12 protein-coding genes are annotated in these 15,097 nt (G+C 47.1%); 8 read left to right on the top strand and 4 right to left on the bottom strand.

Features of this window, described 5'->3' with window-relative positions; translation table 11 throughout:
* The first annotated feature begins 216 nt into the window (after positions 1-216).
* From ACFMKP_RS09070 to ACFMKP_RS09080, 3 genes are all read left to right on the top strand, one after another.
* Positions 217-603 carry a CopG family transcriptional regulator gene (locus tag ACFMKP_RS09070; protein ID WP_382291107.1) on the top strand — a complete coding sequence of 129 codons (387 nt, stop codon included), beginning with the start codon at positions 217-219 and terminating at the stop codon, positions 601-603.
* A 14-nt stretch (positions 604-617) separates the two neighbouring features.
* Positions 618-1,649 carry a GNAT family N-acetyltransferase gene (locus ACFMKP_RS09075; protein WP_382291109.1) on the top strand — a complete coding sequence of 344 codons (1,032 nt, stop codon included), beginning with the start codon at positions 618-620 and terminating at the stop codon, positions 1,647-1,649.
* 177 nt (positions 1,650-1,826) lie between these two features.
* A complete protein-coding gene (locus tag ACFMKP_RS09080; protein ID WP_382291111.1) occupies positions 1,827-2,801 on the top strand; it encodes an aldo/keto reductase family oxidoreductase in 975 nt (324 codons plus the stop codon).
* 33 nt (positions 2,802-2,834) lie between these two features.
* On the opposite strand, the gene ACFMKP_RS09085 is transcribed toward ACFMKP_RS09080, so the two are convergent.
* Positions 2,835-3,281, bottom strand: coding sequence for a hypothetical protein (locus ACFMKP_RS09085; protein ID WP_382291112.1), 447 nt, complete (start codon positions 3,279-3,281; stop codon positions 2,835-2,837).
* Positions 3,282-3,385: 104 nt separating this feature from the next.
* On the opposite strand from ACFMKP_RS09085, the gene ACFMKP_RS09090 reads away from it, so the two are divergent.
* Both ACFMKP_RS09090 and ACFMKP_RS09095 read left to right on the top strand, forming a co-directional pair.
* A complete protein-coding gene (locus tag ACFMKP_RS09090; protein ID WP_382291114.1) occupies positions 3,386-4,327 on the top strand; it encodes a glycosyltransferase family 87 protein in 942 nt (313 codons plus the stop codon).
* Positions 4,328-4,921: 594 nt separating this feature from the next.
* On the top strand, positions 4,922-5,641 hold the full coding sequence (locus ACFMKP_RS09095; protein WP_382291277.1) for a hypothetical protein: 720 nt from the start codon (positions 4,922-4,924) through the stop codon (positions 5,639-5,641).
* 33 nt (positions 5,642-5,674) lie between these two features.
* Here the strand turns inward: ACFMKP_RS09095 and ACFMKP_RS09100 are convergent, their stop codons facing one another.
* Positions 5,675-7,000: an ArnT family glycosyltransferase gene (locus tag ACFMKP_RS09100; RefSeq protein ID WP_382291115.1), complete on the bottom strand. Its 1,326-nt coding sequence runs from the start codon at positions 6,998-7,000 to the stop codon at positions 5,675-5,677.
* Positions 7,001-7,181: 181 nt separating this feature from the next.
* On the opposite strand from ACFMKP_RS09100, the gene ACFMKP_RS09105 reads away from it, so the two are divergent.
* Both ACFMKP_RS09105 and ACFMKP_RS09110 read left to right on the top strand, forming a co-directional pair.
* Entirely contained in the window at positions 7,182-8,738 is a 1,557-nt protein-coding gene (locus ACFMKP_RS09105) for an FG-GAP repeat domain-containing protein (protein ID WP_382291117.1), read from the top strand.
* A 335-nt stretch (positions 8,739-9,073) separates the two neighbouring features.
* Positions 9,074-10,888 (top strand): FG-GAP repeat domain-containing protein, encoded by a 1,815-nt coding sequence (locus tag ACFMKP_RS09110; RefSeq protein ID WP_382291119.1) that lies wholly within the window; start codon positions 9,074-9,076, stop codon positions 10,886-10,888.
* Positions 10,889-10,954: 66 nt separating this feature from the next.
* Here ACFMKP_RS09110 and ACFMKP_RS09115 read toward each other — a convergent pair whose 3' ends face one another.
* On the bottom strand, positions 10,955-13,195 hold the full coding sequence (locus ACFMKP_RS09115) for a clostripain-related cysteine peptidase (protein ID WP_382291121.1): 2,241 nt from the start codon (positions 13,193-13,195) through the stop codon (positions 10,955-10,957).
* A 56-nt stretch (positions 13,196-13,251) separates the two neighbouring features.
* Complete coding sequence (locus tag ACFMKP_RS09120) at positions 13,252-13,443, bottom strand: hypothetical protein (protein WP_382291123.1); 192 nt, start codon at positions 13,441-13,443, stop codon at positions 13,252-13,254.
* A 143-nt stretch (positions 13,444-13,586) separates the two neighbouring features.
* Here ACFMKP_RS09120 and ACFMKP_RS09125 point away from each other — a divergent pair, with 143 nt between their 5' ends.
* A complete protein-coding gene (locus ACFMKP_RS09125; protein WP_382291125.1) occupies positions 13,587-15,068 on the top strand; it encodes an SMI1/KNR4 family protein in 1,482 nt (493 codons plus the stop codon).
* Positions 15,069-15,097: the final 29 nt, after the last annotated feature.

Raw genomic sequence — 15,097 nt, forward strand, 5'->3', positions numbered from 1 at the left:
ATGACTGAATAGTAATAATTAATTAAGCTTTTCGCCAATAGCGCTGTGCAGATCTGCCTAACCTTGTTTGGTTGGAGTGCTTAACCGGATAGTATTTTTATTTGACATAATACAAGATTTTTGCTCATTACAGAGCTGATGAATGTTGCTGCTTGACAAGTATATGCTCCAGATGTATGCTCTTTGTATTCCATAGGGATTATATTTGGAGGATAGATGGCGGATATTGAAAAAGTATCGATCAATTTGAGCGTAGTCGATTTGGGCCAGATTGACCTTTTAGTTGATCAAGGCTTTTATTCCAGCAGAACTGATTTTTTTCGGGCGGCAGTGCGCACGCAGCTTGGCGGCCACGATGAAGCAATTAAACAAGCAGTTGTGCGTACTGCATCGGTTTTGGGCGTGATTAGCTTTGATCGCGAGGATTTGCAGCGCATGCAGCAACATAACGAGCAAGCGCGAATTGTGGTGGTGGGTTTGCTGATTCTCAGCAACGATATTTCAGTTGAATTGGCCCAAGCGACGATTAAATCGATCAAGGTGTATGGCGCATTGCGGGCTAGCCCTGAGGTTAAGGCAGCCCTGGCTGATCGCATTAAATAAGCTGAGGAACCTTTATGCACTTAACAAGCTTCAGATTTGGCCATGCAACCGAGGCCGATTATAACGCGTTGGCGCTCTTTGAGCAGCAAATTCGCCACGAACGCACGCCTGATGATCCATTGATGGCGACTGCCTTTTTGGTCAATATGTGGCAAAGCATTCCCGATTTTGTCGATTATCGAGTGTGGGCCTTGTGGGATGCAGGGCAGATTGTGGCGACTGGCATGCTGCATATGTTGTTGCTCGATACCAATCGCAATCTTGCAGACCTGAATCTCGCCGTGTTGCCTGGCTATCGTGGGCGTGGCTTGGCACGCCGCTTATTGCGCGAAATGCTGCCCGTTGTGATTGAAGCAGAGCGCATGGTGATTGTTGGTACCACTACCCAAGCGGTTGCTGCTGGTGAGCTTTTTGCCCAAAAGCTCGGCGCTGAAGCGCGGCTAAAAACCCAAATTAATCAATTAGTGCTGGCTGAAATCGACGAACAACTATTGCAAGAATGGCTGCAACCAAATCAGCAATTAAGCGAGCGCTTTGAGTTGGGTATGTGGCAGGGGACGTATCCTGAGGCCGAATTGGCGGCGATTGTGGCCTTGTATGAGGTGATGAATCAACAGCCCTACGATGATTTGGATTATGAGCCGTTGCATTTTACCACTGAGCAACTGCGTGAGCTTGAGCAAACCCAATTGGCCAACGGCATGCAACGCTGGACGTGTTATGTGCGCGAGCGAGCAACCAACGCTTTGGCAGGCTATACTGAAATTTTTTGGCATCGCGAACGACCGCATGTTGTTCAGCAAGGAGATACCGGTGTTTTTGAGCACTATCGTAATTACGGGCTAGGCCGTTGGCTTAAGGCTGCAATGCTCGATTATATGCGGCGTGAATTGCCAATGGTGCAGGTTGTGCGCACAACCAACGCCAATTCGAACGCGCCAATGCTGAAAATCAACCAAGCCTTGGGCTTCAAGCCCTATCTGGCTCAAACCATGTGGCAAGGCTCGCTTGCCCAAATTCAGCACTATCTTGATCCGAATAAATAATTTTTTTATTGACATAAAATATTGGTTGGCACTGAAATGTTGCCAAATTTTTGTTAGCTAATATTCTGCTATACAAAATAAAAAGGATAGCTCCCAATGCTATTTGGCGTAAAAATGTGTTACCCTAAAGCGGAGCCGAAGCCTAGCCCAAGGCTTTGGATAGTGTGAGATGCTCGTATGAAAAACCCGTACACGATTTCACGAACCGATCTTCAGATGTCGCCAATTGGCTATGGTTGTATGACGATTGGGGGTAATTGGAGCAACGAGCCATGGACCAGTAGCGAATATGAAACTGGGCGCAAAGCCCTTGCTGCCGCCCTGGAGCAGGATATTACGCTGTTTGATCATGCTGATATTTACACGCGCGGCAAATCTGAACGAATTTTTGGTGAGCTTTTGGCTGAGCAACCAAGCCTGCGCGATCAGATCGTTTTGCAATCGAAGTGTGGTATTCGCTTTGCTGATGAGCCTGCTGGCTCGCCACAGCGCTACGATTTCAGCTACGAACATATTATTGCCTCGGTTGAAGGCAGCCTTAAACGGCTCAACACCGATCATCTTGATCTGTTGTTGTTACACCGCCCTGATATGCTGGTCGAGCCAGAGGAAATTGCGCGGGCGTTTGATCAATTGCAACAAAGCGGCAAGGTGCGCTATTTTGGGGTCAGCAACCATTCGCCAGCCCAAATTGAGCTAACCCAAGCGGCGCTTGACCAGCCGTTGGTGGTTAATCAAGTGCAATTGAGCTTATTACACCATCAATTAATTAGCGAAGGCATTGATACCAATCGCAGCAATTTGGCGTTCAATGCAGCTTTTGGCTTGCTCGATTATTGTCGTTTGCACAAGATTCAAATTCAAGCTTGGGGGCCATTGTCTGGTGGCCAGTTGGTTAATTTCAAAGATGATGCTCCAGCCAATGTTAAGGTCACGGCGGTCTTGGTCAATCAATTAGCTGAACAGTATGGCGTAAGCTCTGAGGCAATTCAATTGGCATGGTTGTTGCGTCACCCAGCCCAGATTTTGCCGATCATTGGCACCACCAACCCTGGCCGAATTGCCGCCACCAAAGAAGCGTTGCAGATCGAACTCAATCGCGAAGAATGGTATCATCTGCTGGCAGCAGCCCGCACCGTAAACGTGCCTTAGTAGATTAAACGAGCGCTGTGGTAACCACAGCGCTCATTCCAAGGCATAAAATCGATCGATCAAGCTTTGATCAAAGACCATATCATGGGTAATGAGCATGGGAATGCCCACGCTGCCAGTAAAGACAATCATTGGGCCGCACCATGCGGCGATTTGATGCACAATCCATAAGACGAGTTCATAATTCCCTTTGTGAAAATGAATATCGAGTGGTTCGTGCTCGTCGCCCTTGAAGTCACTAAACCAGATTGGCGTATACTGATAGGCTTCGCGACCTTGAATATACAAATCGCAAACCTTATCATTAATCATTTCGCTGACTGTATATTCAGGAAAACGCTGGAAGAAGGCTCGCATTTCGGCTACGCTGGGATAGCGACTATCAGCGTGTAATGTTGGTAGCGTAATCCCATATTCTGCCAACCCCTGAGCCATCTCAGGATCACGAGTAACTGGAATCATGCCGATTGAATCACCCATTAGATCTCCGTATTAAGTAGCTTTTGCTGCGCTGCGAATGCTGCAACAAGTGGCGCAGCACTTCAGCCAAGCAAATATCCTTGAAGTATTGAGGAACGCAACCGATGAGCCAACAACCAACCATCAATTGGCGAAGAATTGCATGGATTAGTTCGATTGTGATGGTGCTCTTTTATATTGGAATCTCATTTGTGCTGCCATATGGCAGTGATTTATATAATCATTATATTCCATTTGCCAAAGGTTGCCTTGATTGTGGCTATGTTCCTTATTATGCGCGTTGGTTCTTGGCTCCATTAGCGCTTCTCCCACATAATTCAATTGAATGGCCACTTTGGAACATTGTGCTGTTTGCAATTCTATTTTGGCTGATTTATACGCTGGATGTTAATCCATTAATCGTAGCCTCGTTTGCAGTTATTGGTCAATTTTGGTTAGGTCAAGTTGATATTTATTTATGCATTGGGATTTATTTAATTCTCAAGCACGAAAATCCATTGATTAATGGAATTGGCTTATGTTTTTTGGCAATTAAGCCGCAAATTATGGCTTTAGCAATGCTCTATTTGCTCATTGGTCAACCATTGCCTGTTTTAGCCAGAATGTTGGTCGCGCCGATCATTCTGGCCTTGCTCAGTTTTGCGGTGTTTGGCATCGATTGGCCAGTGCGTTGGCTGACCAATACTGAATCGTTGCCAGTGCATATGTGGCGCTATTCGGCCTTGGATACTTGGCGTTTTGGTTTGCCCTTTATTTGGATTCCCCTGCTCTTCAAACAGCGTGATTTGCGAATTGTGCTGAGTATTGCGGTGATGGCCCTCGCCTCGCCATTTTTCGGTATTTACACCTACATGGTTTTGGTCTTGTTCTACCCCAAATGGTGGACGATTCCGTTATCGTATGTGTGGGTTTTGTTTATTCCCTTGGCTGGTTCAACTGCCATGCGCTTTGCTTGGATTCTGCCGTTGGCGATTATTATTCATATTTGCTATACGAATTGGCCACAAAGTTGGTGGGCACAACGTCAACAACGCTTGGCAAACTAAATTTCGTTTGGCCCAAATAGTTGTACTGATGATTGGCAACCATGTTCCCTCGCCTCCCAACCCCCTCCTTACAAGGGTGATTAGTCGGTGGTGGAACGTTCCCTCACCCCCCAGCCCCCTCTCCCACTGGACGCGGGCGAGGGGGAGCCGACCATTTTTCGCCAAGGAATTGTGGGAGAACCACGGCGTTAAAGCCCCTCGCCCGTTGGACGGGCTAGCTGTAATGGTTCATTAGGTTGGCAACCATGTTTCATTCCCTCACCCCCAAACCAGCTCTTCTACTGGATGCGGGCGAGGGGGAGCACCCGTGTTTACCAAGGATTTTTGCACGAACCAGCGCGTTAAAGCCCCTCGCCCGTTGGCCGAGAGAGGGGTTGGGATGAGGAGATCTTAGCAACCTACCCTCACCGCCAACCCCCTCACCCACTGGACTCGGGCAATGCAATGAACCAATACAAATAGCCACTCGAATGCTGCTATTTGAGCACATCCAAGCAGGAAACAAGTGCCAGAAAGATACTTGTTTCCTGCTTAGATTTTTTAGATAATGGCTGCAACCGAGTAGCGAATACTGAATGATTATGGGGAGGATCGATGCAACGTTGGCTTGCGCAAGTTTTGATCTTAATTGCGGTTGTGGCGGTTGGTGTTGGAGCCTTGATTTGGATTAATAACGAGCAGAATTGCCAAAAAGTCAGCCTGCTTTTTATTGGCAATAGCCATACCTATGGCCATGACATGCCTAATTTGTTGGCGGAATTGGCTGCTGCTGGCGAGCCGCGCTATTGCCTTGAAATTAAAACCGTAGTTGAAGGCGGCGCAAGTTTGGCTAAGCATTGGAATGATGGAGCAGCCTTGCAAGCCTTGCAAAGCCAAACATGGCAGTATGTTGTGTTGCAAGAGCGCAGCCTTGGGCCAATTGAAGATCCGCAGGGGTTTCAACAGGCAACAAGCCGTTGGCTGCAAGCGATTCACCAGCAAGGGGCAACCCCAGTGCTCTTTGTGACGTGGGCGCGCGAGTATGCGCCAGAGCAACAATCACAGCTTAATGCGGCCTATGCCCAAGCTGCTGGGCAACAGGCAATTCTGGTTAAGGTTGGCGCTGCTTGGCAATACGTGCGCCAACATGAGCGCTCAATCGCCCTCTACGAGCCAGATCAAAACCACGCAACATTAAACGGTGCCTATTTAACTGCCTGCGTTTTTTATACCACCCTCTTGCGGCCACCAAGCCAAAGTTTGCCGAATTTAACTGATTTGCCCGATGCCCAAGCCCAATACTTGCAGCAAGTTGCGTGGCAAATAGCTCAATAAACAGCCAATTCGTAAGCAAGCAGGTGGGAATTGTTAGACTTGCTGCTCAGGTGAAGTTTGGCTGTTTGCTTTAGGGAAAAGAAGGTAAAAGATTCCAGCGCAGGCATTGAAAATAACCAATGGCATCAGTGGAAAATGGTAGCGACTTTCTCCATGAAAGACCATAGAAATGATCGTAAAGTAGCTAATACTGATCAGACCGATCAATTGAATTGATTGAAGTGCGAATTTTTTTCGGAGCATACTCCACAAAAATCCTGCAAAACCAAGCAAAATGAGGATATAGTAGGCTTGCGATCCTATTTTGAAATAGTAGAAGAAGCGTTTGGTCGCGTCACCGATATTGAACATCTCACGTTCATTTAAACGCCCGCCATCAACATCCATGAGCCACATATCTTTAATTTTATGTGGAATCTGCTTAATACTGGCAAAAGGGTTTTGTTTAATTGCGCTTATTGCCACTTCCCGCATTGCATTATCAGCAGCAATTTCATCTTGGGCAACTTGTTGGCCATAGCTATTTAATACCTCTGGTGGAGCTAATGGCAAGCCAAATTGGGTTTTAACCTCTGGGCTATGGCCTAAATATAAATTGAAGCCGCCATTTGAATTAACTAAGATAAAAGTGTCAAAAACAACATAATTTCGATATGTCCAAGGTGCTACAACCAAAAATAATCCTGCATAACAGATAAAGCCATATTTAATGATTGAAGTGAAAAAACGTCGTTTTTGCTCTTTATACAGTGGAAAGAAAATACAGATTAATAATAATCCTGGGATAAATAAAACCTGTGATTTTACTAATGTTGCAGCGCCAAAAATCATGCCACTTATGATTATATTGGTCACCGTTTGTTTAAAACTAATTAATCGATAAATCCCTGCTAGAAAAAGAAAGGTAAAGAGTATTTCTGACATTAACTCAGCACTGTAGGCGATATGATTCGGATACAGTGCCATTACCAAAATACTTGCCCTAGCAATACTTTCTTGATTAAATGAGATTTTAGCAATTTTATAGACAAAAAACATACTTAGTAGATACATAATGATATTGGCAAGCTTAGCTAAAAAGACCGAAGTACCAAAAACCTTAAAGAGTCCCGCTAGAAAAAAAGCATAGCCAACAGGCCAATAAGCAGTTAATTTTCCATCGGTAGCAACACCATTTCCATTAATAATGCTTAATGCGCGATCATAATACCACTTACTATCAGCAACATCAGGAATCGTTGTAATAAACATAATATAGATAATTCGGATAATGAAGGCTAGCATAAAACAGCTGGGGAGAAAGAAGCGATGATTGAGCAAACTCGATAGAAATTTTTGGCTAGAACGTATAAAAACCATATTGGTAAACTTCTCCTTGCTAGACTGTACAATTACAACAACTTATGATAGCATAGAATAGAGTGCATCAAGGCTACTATCGTTTTCGCATATCCAGTTTGTTTTTTAGGTTTGAAACAAGCTAGGATGTTCAACCAAGGCCTTGTGTACCTCAATCCTCAATTTTTTAGGGAGATTAGCGATGGGAAAACCATACCAGCGTATGATCACGTCCTCGATGTTCGGTTTGCTGGCTTTTGGGCTTGTTGGCGGCATACTTGTTAGTCAAGCCACTTCTGCTGCCCAATTACCCGCCCCCGCGGTTGATTTTGCGTCCCCAGTCCATTACCCAACCTCATTCAATGCCCGTGAAGTCGTTAATGGCGACTTTAATGGCGATGGCTTGCAAGATCTGGCAAGTATTAGTTGGGCTGGTAGCACAATTAGTGTGAACCTTGGTAATGGCGATGGAACGTTCGATCCAGCTAATAATTATACCACTGGCCTAGGCCAATCATGGGGCATTGACACTGGTGATATTAACAATGACAACAAACTGGATTTGGTCGTTGCAAGTCGGCTCAGTGGTTATCTTACAACCTACCTTGGGGTGGGCGATGGAACATTTCAATATCATAGCGCCGTAGCTGCTGACGGAAATCCAATGAAAATCCGCTTGGGTGACTTCAATAAAGACGATAACCTTGATATGGCTTTTAGTCTTGAATTCACGAATAGTATTGCTGTCCGTTTTGGATTGGGCAATGGGAATTTTCAAGCTAGTCAGTTCTATACAGTTGGCTATGGCCCACTAGGCATTACTACTGCTGATCTTGATCGTGATAGCAACTTGGATTTGATCGTCAGCAATGCCAGTTCTACCACAATTTCAGTGCTGAAAGGTTCGAACACCGGGACATTTGCCGCAGCAGTTAATTATACGGTTGGCACAACCCCACAAGAAAGTACGGTTGCTGACTTCAATGGCGATACGTTTCCTGATGTTGCAGTTGCCAATTGGGGTTCGAGTGATGTTAGTATTTTTTGCGGAAGCGCAACTGGTGCCTTAACTCTCAGTTCGACAATCGCTAACGTTAATGCTGGGCATGACATTGCTTCAGCTGATATTAATGGCGATGGCTTCATCGATATTGCCATGACCAATAGTTTGCCCACTACGTATCTTGCAACCGTGGGTGTATTACTGGGTCAGGGTAACTTGAATTTTGACGCACCAGCAACTTTTGCAACGGGTACAAATCCCTCATCGATTGTAATTGGGCATTTCAATAATGATAGTTTGCCTGATTTGGCAACCGCTAACTACCATAGCCATGACTTGAGTATTTTGTTGAATGAATCGATTGAGAACAAAATCTTCTTGCCGTTGGTAACTGATAGTCGACCAACCTTCCCGATTGCGATCAATCCAATTGCCCAAGCCTTGATTCCAGTAACCCAGCAAGGCCAAATTTATTACACGACGACCTTAAGGATCAATAATCCCTTGCCCGCAACCGGTCGTTTCTACCTCTCGTCGCGCCGCGATGCGGTGGCCGCAGTACGGGTTGATGATCGCATAACGGTTTGGGCTAATAATCAGGTCTTGTATGAAAACACCTTGACCACGCCGCAAATTGTTGAAGTTTCGCGTAGCGAGTTGCAAACATGGCTCGATCAACCGCTGACGATTACCTTCCGCGATGTGGCTGGCTCGGTCTATGGCAATAGCGAAGTCTGGTTAATTTGGCTTCCATAAATCATTCATTGCCCTAAAATAAAACAAGGCGCTGATATAAAACCAGCGCCTTGTGGTTTAAGCAGTTATTCGACGATCAAGGTTTCGTAGGCCGAGTAGACATTGCCATCAAAATCTTCGGCAAAGAACCCAACCAAGTAGTTGCCTGCTGGCGCTGGCTCAAGCTGCCAGGTAAAGTTAGCCGACTTAAGGTTGCGCAGCCAAAAATCATGCCACTTATGATTATATTGTATTAGTTACTGTTTGTTTAAACCCAATTAAGTAATAAACGCCTGCTAGGATGTTCAACCAAGGCCTTGTGTACCTCAATCCTAAATTTTTTAGGGAGATTAGTGATGGGAAAACCATTCCAGCGTATGGTCACGTCCTCAATGTTTGGTTTGCTGGCTTTTGGACTTGGTGGCGGTATGATTGTTAGTCAAGCCACTTCTGCTGTCCAATTACCACCCCCAGCAGTTGATTTTGCTGCTCCAGTTCATTACCCAACCTCGTTTAACGCTCGTGAAGTTGTTAGTGGTGACTTTAATAGCGATGGGGTGCAAGATCTGGCAAGTATCAGTTGGGCTGGCCGCACGATTAGTGTGAACCTTGGTAATGGCGATGGAACGTTCGATCCAGCCAATAATTACACAACTGGCCTAGGTCAATCATGGGGCATCGACACCGGTGACATCAACAATGACAACAAACTTGATTTGGTCGTTGCAAGTCGCCTCAGCAACGCTTTTATAACCTACCTTGGGGTGGGTGATGGAACGTTTCAATATCATAGCGCCGTAGCTGCCGGCGGAAGGCCAATGAAAATTCGCTTGGGCGACTTTAATAAAGATGATAACCTTGATCTTGCGCTAAGTTTTGAGTCAAGCAGTAGTATTGGAATTCGTTTTGGATTGGGCAATGGAAATTTTCAAGCTAATCAATATTACGCGGTTGGTTTTGGACCACTAGGCATCACTGTTGCTGATCTTGATCGTGATAGTAACTTAGATTTGATTGTCAGCAATGTCAATGCTACCACAATTTCAGTGCTGAAAGGCTCGAACAACGGGACATTTGTTACAGCAGTTAATTATACCGTTGGCACAACCCCACAAGAAAGTACGGTTGCCGACTTCAATGGCGATACGTTTCCTGATGTTGCAGTTACTAATTGGGGGTCAAGTAGCCTTACTATTTTCCGTGGAACTGCAACCGGCGCATTGGTATTGCATGCGACCATTCCTAATGTCTCTGCTGGCCATGATATTGAAGCAGGTGATATTAATGGTGATGGCTTCATCGATTTGGCGATTACAAATAGCCAACCAAGCTCGTTTCTTGCAACCGTGAGCGTATTGCTGGGTCAAGGGAACTTGAATTTTGATGCACCAGCAAGCTTTGCAACAGGCACAAATCCCTCAGCGCTTGTGATTGGGCATTTCAATAACGATAGCTTGCTTGATTTAGCAACATCTAATTATCATAGCCATGATATCTCGATTCTTTTGGGTCGCTCGATGGCAACTCCTACACCAACCGATACTGCAACACCAACTGAAACATCAACCAGCACGCCAACCAATACCACAACACCAACGAGTACGCCAACCGCAACACCAACCAATACACCAACCGCAACGCCAACCGAAATGCCAACGAATACACCAACGAATACACCAACCGCAACGCCAACCGAAATGCCAACGAACACGCCAACCAATACTGCAACGCCAACCGAAATGCCAACGGTGCAGCCAAGCGTTACGCCAGGTGTTGGCAACTCGCTGACATTCTTGCCGTTGGTCACGAATCAGCGCCAGATCTTTCCAATTGTGATCAATCCAATTGCCCAAGCTTTGAATCCGATTACTCAGCAAGGCCAAATTTATTACACCACGACCTTAAGGATCAATGGCCCATTGCCAACGACTGGGCGTTTCTATCTCTCGTCGCGCCGCGATGCGGTGGCCGCAGTACGGGTTGATGATCGCATGACGGTTTGGGCCAATAATCAAATTTTGTATGAAAAGACTTTGACCACACCGCAAATTGTTGAAGTTTCGCGTAGCGAGTTGCAAACATGGCTCGATCAACCGCTGACGATTACCTTCCGCGATGTGGCTGGCTCGGTCTATGGCAATAGCGAAGTCTGGTTAATTTGGCTTCCGTAGCGTATTCAGCGAGCTAAAATAAAACAAGGCGCTGATATAAAACCAGCGCCTTGTGTGTTTAAGCAGTTATTCGACGATCAAGGTTTCGTAGGCTGAGTAGACATTGCCATCAAAATCTTCGGCAAAGAACCCAACCAAGTAGTTGCCTGCTGGCGCTGGTTCAAGCTGCCAGGTAAAGTTATCCGTGCCAAAGACAAAATCTTCGCCTTCGTAATTGACGAATTCGCTCTCGCCAGTTTGCTGCGATTCTTCGAGCCAGGTATCGAGCAGCACAAATTTATCGCCGGGCTTGGGGTTGATTTCGCGCAACGAGCCGGTATCTTCCTTGCCCGTGTAGCCCAGCACTTGCACCAACTCGCCATTGCTGAAGAGCAACAAGGCACGGCGGCTCTTTTTGCCTTTGGCAGTCGTATACATGCCTTCAACCGTGTAGGTTGCTTCTTCTGGCGATGCGCCATAATCTTCGGGGCTGAACAAGGCTAAGCTCGATTGAGTTTCGTTCTGCATGGCAAACACTTGGGTATCCCACTCGAACTCAATATCAATCGTCGAGGCCGCACCCCAATCGGGATAAAAGACCCCGCCAATTTCGCGGGTTTGCTCAGCATCAAGATAATCCATATCCAATACGCGAATTGCATCGGATTCTTGATCGTAGTAGCCGATGAAGATATAGACAAAGGCAATATTGTCGCCAGTAATGCTGCTATTGAGCACAACAGGCCGATCGAGGCTGGCAGTAGTGGATGAAAGCTGAATCGGCGCAACCGTAATTGGCTCAGCGCCAGGAGCTTCGACCTCGCCGACATCGACTGGCTCAGGCGTTGGCTGGCGTTCGATGGTGGCAGTTGGTTGTTCAACGCTGGTTGGCAAGGGCTTTTTGGCGTATTGGAAGGCCAAAAATTCATCCCACAATGAATCATTAACGAAACTTACCGCAACCGTGTTGTACGATTTATAGCCAGCATCGGCGCTCGTGTAGAGCTTCGAATTGGGAAAGTGAATCGAAATGCCAGTTGCGCCAGCTTTTTCGTCGCCATGTTTTTCTTCGATCAAGCTCTTGTCGATGGCCTTAATCAAGTCGTCGGCAGCTTTATTGACGCTTGGCACATTGACTTTTTGCTTGAGCAATTGGGCAAAGTGGCCAAGATCAATATAGGGCTTAGGCTGATCGCTATCAAAAACGCTCTCGAAGGCTTGGGTATAGCGACGGGCGGCGGCAATATCTTTGCGCTCAGCCTCGGCCAAGGTTATCACCAAGCGATCAAGTGCATCGATAACCGCTGGCAATTTGCCCAAATCAACCGCCGTCAGCGTAATGGCCTTGCGTTCTTGCACTAACACTTCTTCGGCAGAAACCTCGCCATCGAAGTCGTAGGTGCGCGAAACATACTTGGCACGGGCATCATCATCGAGAATTTGTTGATCTTGCTCGATATAGCTATCGACGATTGCCCGCGAAAGCTCAGCGCCATCAATCTCAGGGCTATCGGTTAGGCGGCCAAGAATGGCGGCATAGGCCCAACCAAGCGATGGCTCGACCTCTTGCGAGGCTACTGCATAGCGGGCATAGGGCGCAATTGCGCTATACACTTCAACATGGCTCATCAAACAGGCATCAAAGCCAATCAGCTCAAATTCACCAATGCCTGTTTCGGCGATGATATGTTCAAAAGCTTCGCTCATTTCCATCAGAAACAGCATATCGCCAAAGCTTTGGGCCAAGGGAATATCGTGGCGACCGAGGGTCGAAGGCTCGGGGTCGGTCCAGCCACCAGGCCAGCCCGAGCCATGATCCGACATAATCAGCACATATTTATCCGAGGGATAGGCTTTGGCGGCCCATGTAACAAAATCGATCAAGGTATCGGCATCGGCCATGTTTTGCTCGCCAAGGTCGGCAAGTTCCTTGGAGTTCATTTGCTCAAGGTTGTCGTCTTGCTCGATGTAAAAGCGTTTGGTGCTGGTCCAATCGCCATCACCATCGTAGCCACCATCGTAGCGATCCATTTGGGCGACCACGCGCACTCGATCGGTCGAGCCAACCAATTCGGCCTCATTGAGATCGTTGAGCATATCTTCCTCAAGAATCTCATCGTCGGCATCGGAGTAGAGCATAATCAGCCACGTCTGATCATCGCGGCCAGCGGGGGTGCGGGTTGGAGCGGCAGGCGTGGCTTGGCCAGTAATTGGAGTGCGTTTTGCCACCGGAGTTGGTTCGGAGAGATCGGCACAAGCGGCTAAGAGCAAGAGTAAAACGAAACTAAAACGCGTCAAACGCCAGCGTCGCGGCGCAATCTGCTGCATACAACACTCCTACAAAGTGCAAAAATCGGCGAGTATACCCAATTGTGAGCTGGTGATTATTCGTTGTCGTTGCCACTTGGGCGGCGGCGTTTGCGCAAGGTAATATGTTCGTCGGTTTCTTTGGCTGGGCGGCGATCACGCTGGTCGCTTGCATGATCAAGTTGATCGTCAGCGCTAGTGGTTTGGGCTTTTTTCAACCCATCTTCAGCGGCTTCGCGAACTTTTTTGGCAATGTCTTCAGGCTTCATCAAAGCACTCCTTTTTAACATTAATTGCCTAGTAGATAGAGCATCGTGGCGCAGATTTATTGCAGTTGGGGCATGCTTGGATTATACCATTGCTTGCTGCTAGAATACGGCTACAAAGCACATGAAAAAGGAGAGGTGTTGTTATGGAGAATTCACAAGCCATCAGTTCGATCGCGAACTTGATTTTTGAGCGTTGGGATACAACCGGCCTTCAGTTGAGCGAACAGGAGCGTCAACAACTATTGCACTGTATCCAGATTGAGTATTCATTCAATCCAGCAATCATCGCCAAGCTTAATCGGCATATTTTGGCCTACCCACCGCCAGCGATCGACCGCGAGTGGTTGCACATGATTGATACTCAATTGGCGGCATTGATGCAGGCTGTTGATTCGTTCGAGGCCAAACGTCAGCTTGCACGCGCTTTGATCAACATCGTTACGTTGCTCATTCCACTGGTTTATTTTGATGAAATTCTCAAGCTTCAAGTGTATGATGATTTCCTTGTGGAGCAGATAGAAGTAACATTTCTGTATCGCTTAGCAATTCCCCGCAGTGTCAGCGAGGCTGAGCGCATGTATACGGCCATTTTAGCCATGCCAATGGTTTATCAGTACACTACCTTGGCTGGAAGTCAGCTGATTCCCCAACCATTTAAAGCCCAATTCTGCTTTGTGATCCTTTTTCTGCGGCCAGCTGTTCCCAAATCAGACCTTTGGCGCTTTCAAAAGGCGTGTCTGGAAAACTGCCCACGCTATTTGCTCAATTATCCACCAATTTCCCAAGCGGGCTATTCTTCACGCCCAGCTTTTTGGATGGGCACTAGCATAGCCGACCCAACCTTGCGAGCTATTATTGCTAAGCGCGGCAGCACCGAGGTACGCCGCGATCTTGCCAATCACCAAGCCTATCTTGCTTCGCGGGCAGCGGCGGCAGTGGCGCTAGCTGAACCAGTTCGCTTACCACGCCCCCAAAAGCAGCCGATTCTGCCAGCTCAAGCAGCACTGGTAAAGTTACTTGCTGAATTCGAACACTTCCTTGCCCAGCATGCACCTGATCTCTCTGCCGAACTTAAGCCTGGAATCAGCGAGGCCCAACTTGAACAACTCAACGCTTTGCTTGCGCCCTTGCGCCTGCCCGACGATGTAGCGACGCTCTATCGTTGGCATAATGGCACAACCCATGGCGCTCGTTTGTTTGGGCATCTCGATTTTCTGCCGCTGCAAGAAGCGCTGGCAAATTATCGCGATTATAACGAAATGGGCGATGAATTTAGCTGGTGTACAGTTTGGTTTCCAATTTGTGAAGGCTATGACAGGCGCTTAATTGCCCTTGTTGAGCAAGCCAGCGATCATTCGCCGGTGCTCTGGAATGATTCGCATGATCCAACTCTAGAGGTTGATTATTCATCGATCGCTACAATGATTGCGACCTACCTTGCAGCCTATCAAACAGGCGTGATTGCGATCGATCCAGCAGGTTGGTGGAGCTGTGACGATGAAGGCTTAGCAAAACTGCGTGCTATCCACGATTCACCAGCGCATGAACAGCGCATCAGCTATGACATCTATGAGCCTGAGGATTGGCCAGCAACATGGCGGCCCTTTGCAATTGGCGAACGCTAATAAACATGGTTTAGGGCTAGTAACTGGGT

This window comes from Herpetosiphon sp. NSE202 (genome assembly GCF_042688385.1).
Taxonomy (GTDB): domain Bacteria; phylum Chloroflexota; class Chloroflexia; order Chloroflexales; family Herpetosiphonaceae; genus Herpetosiphon.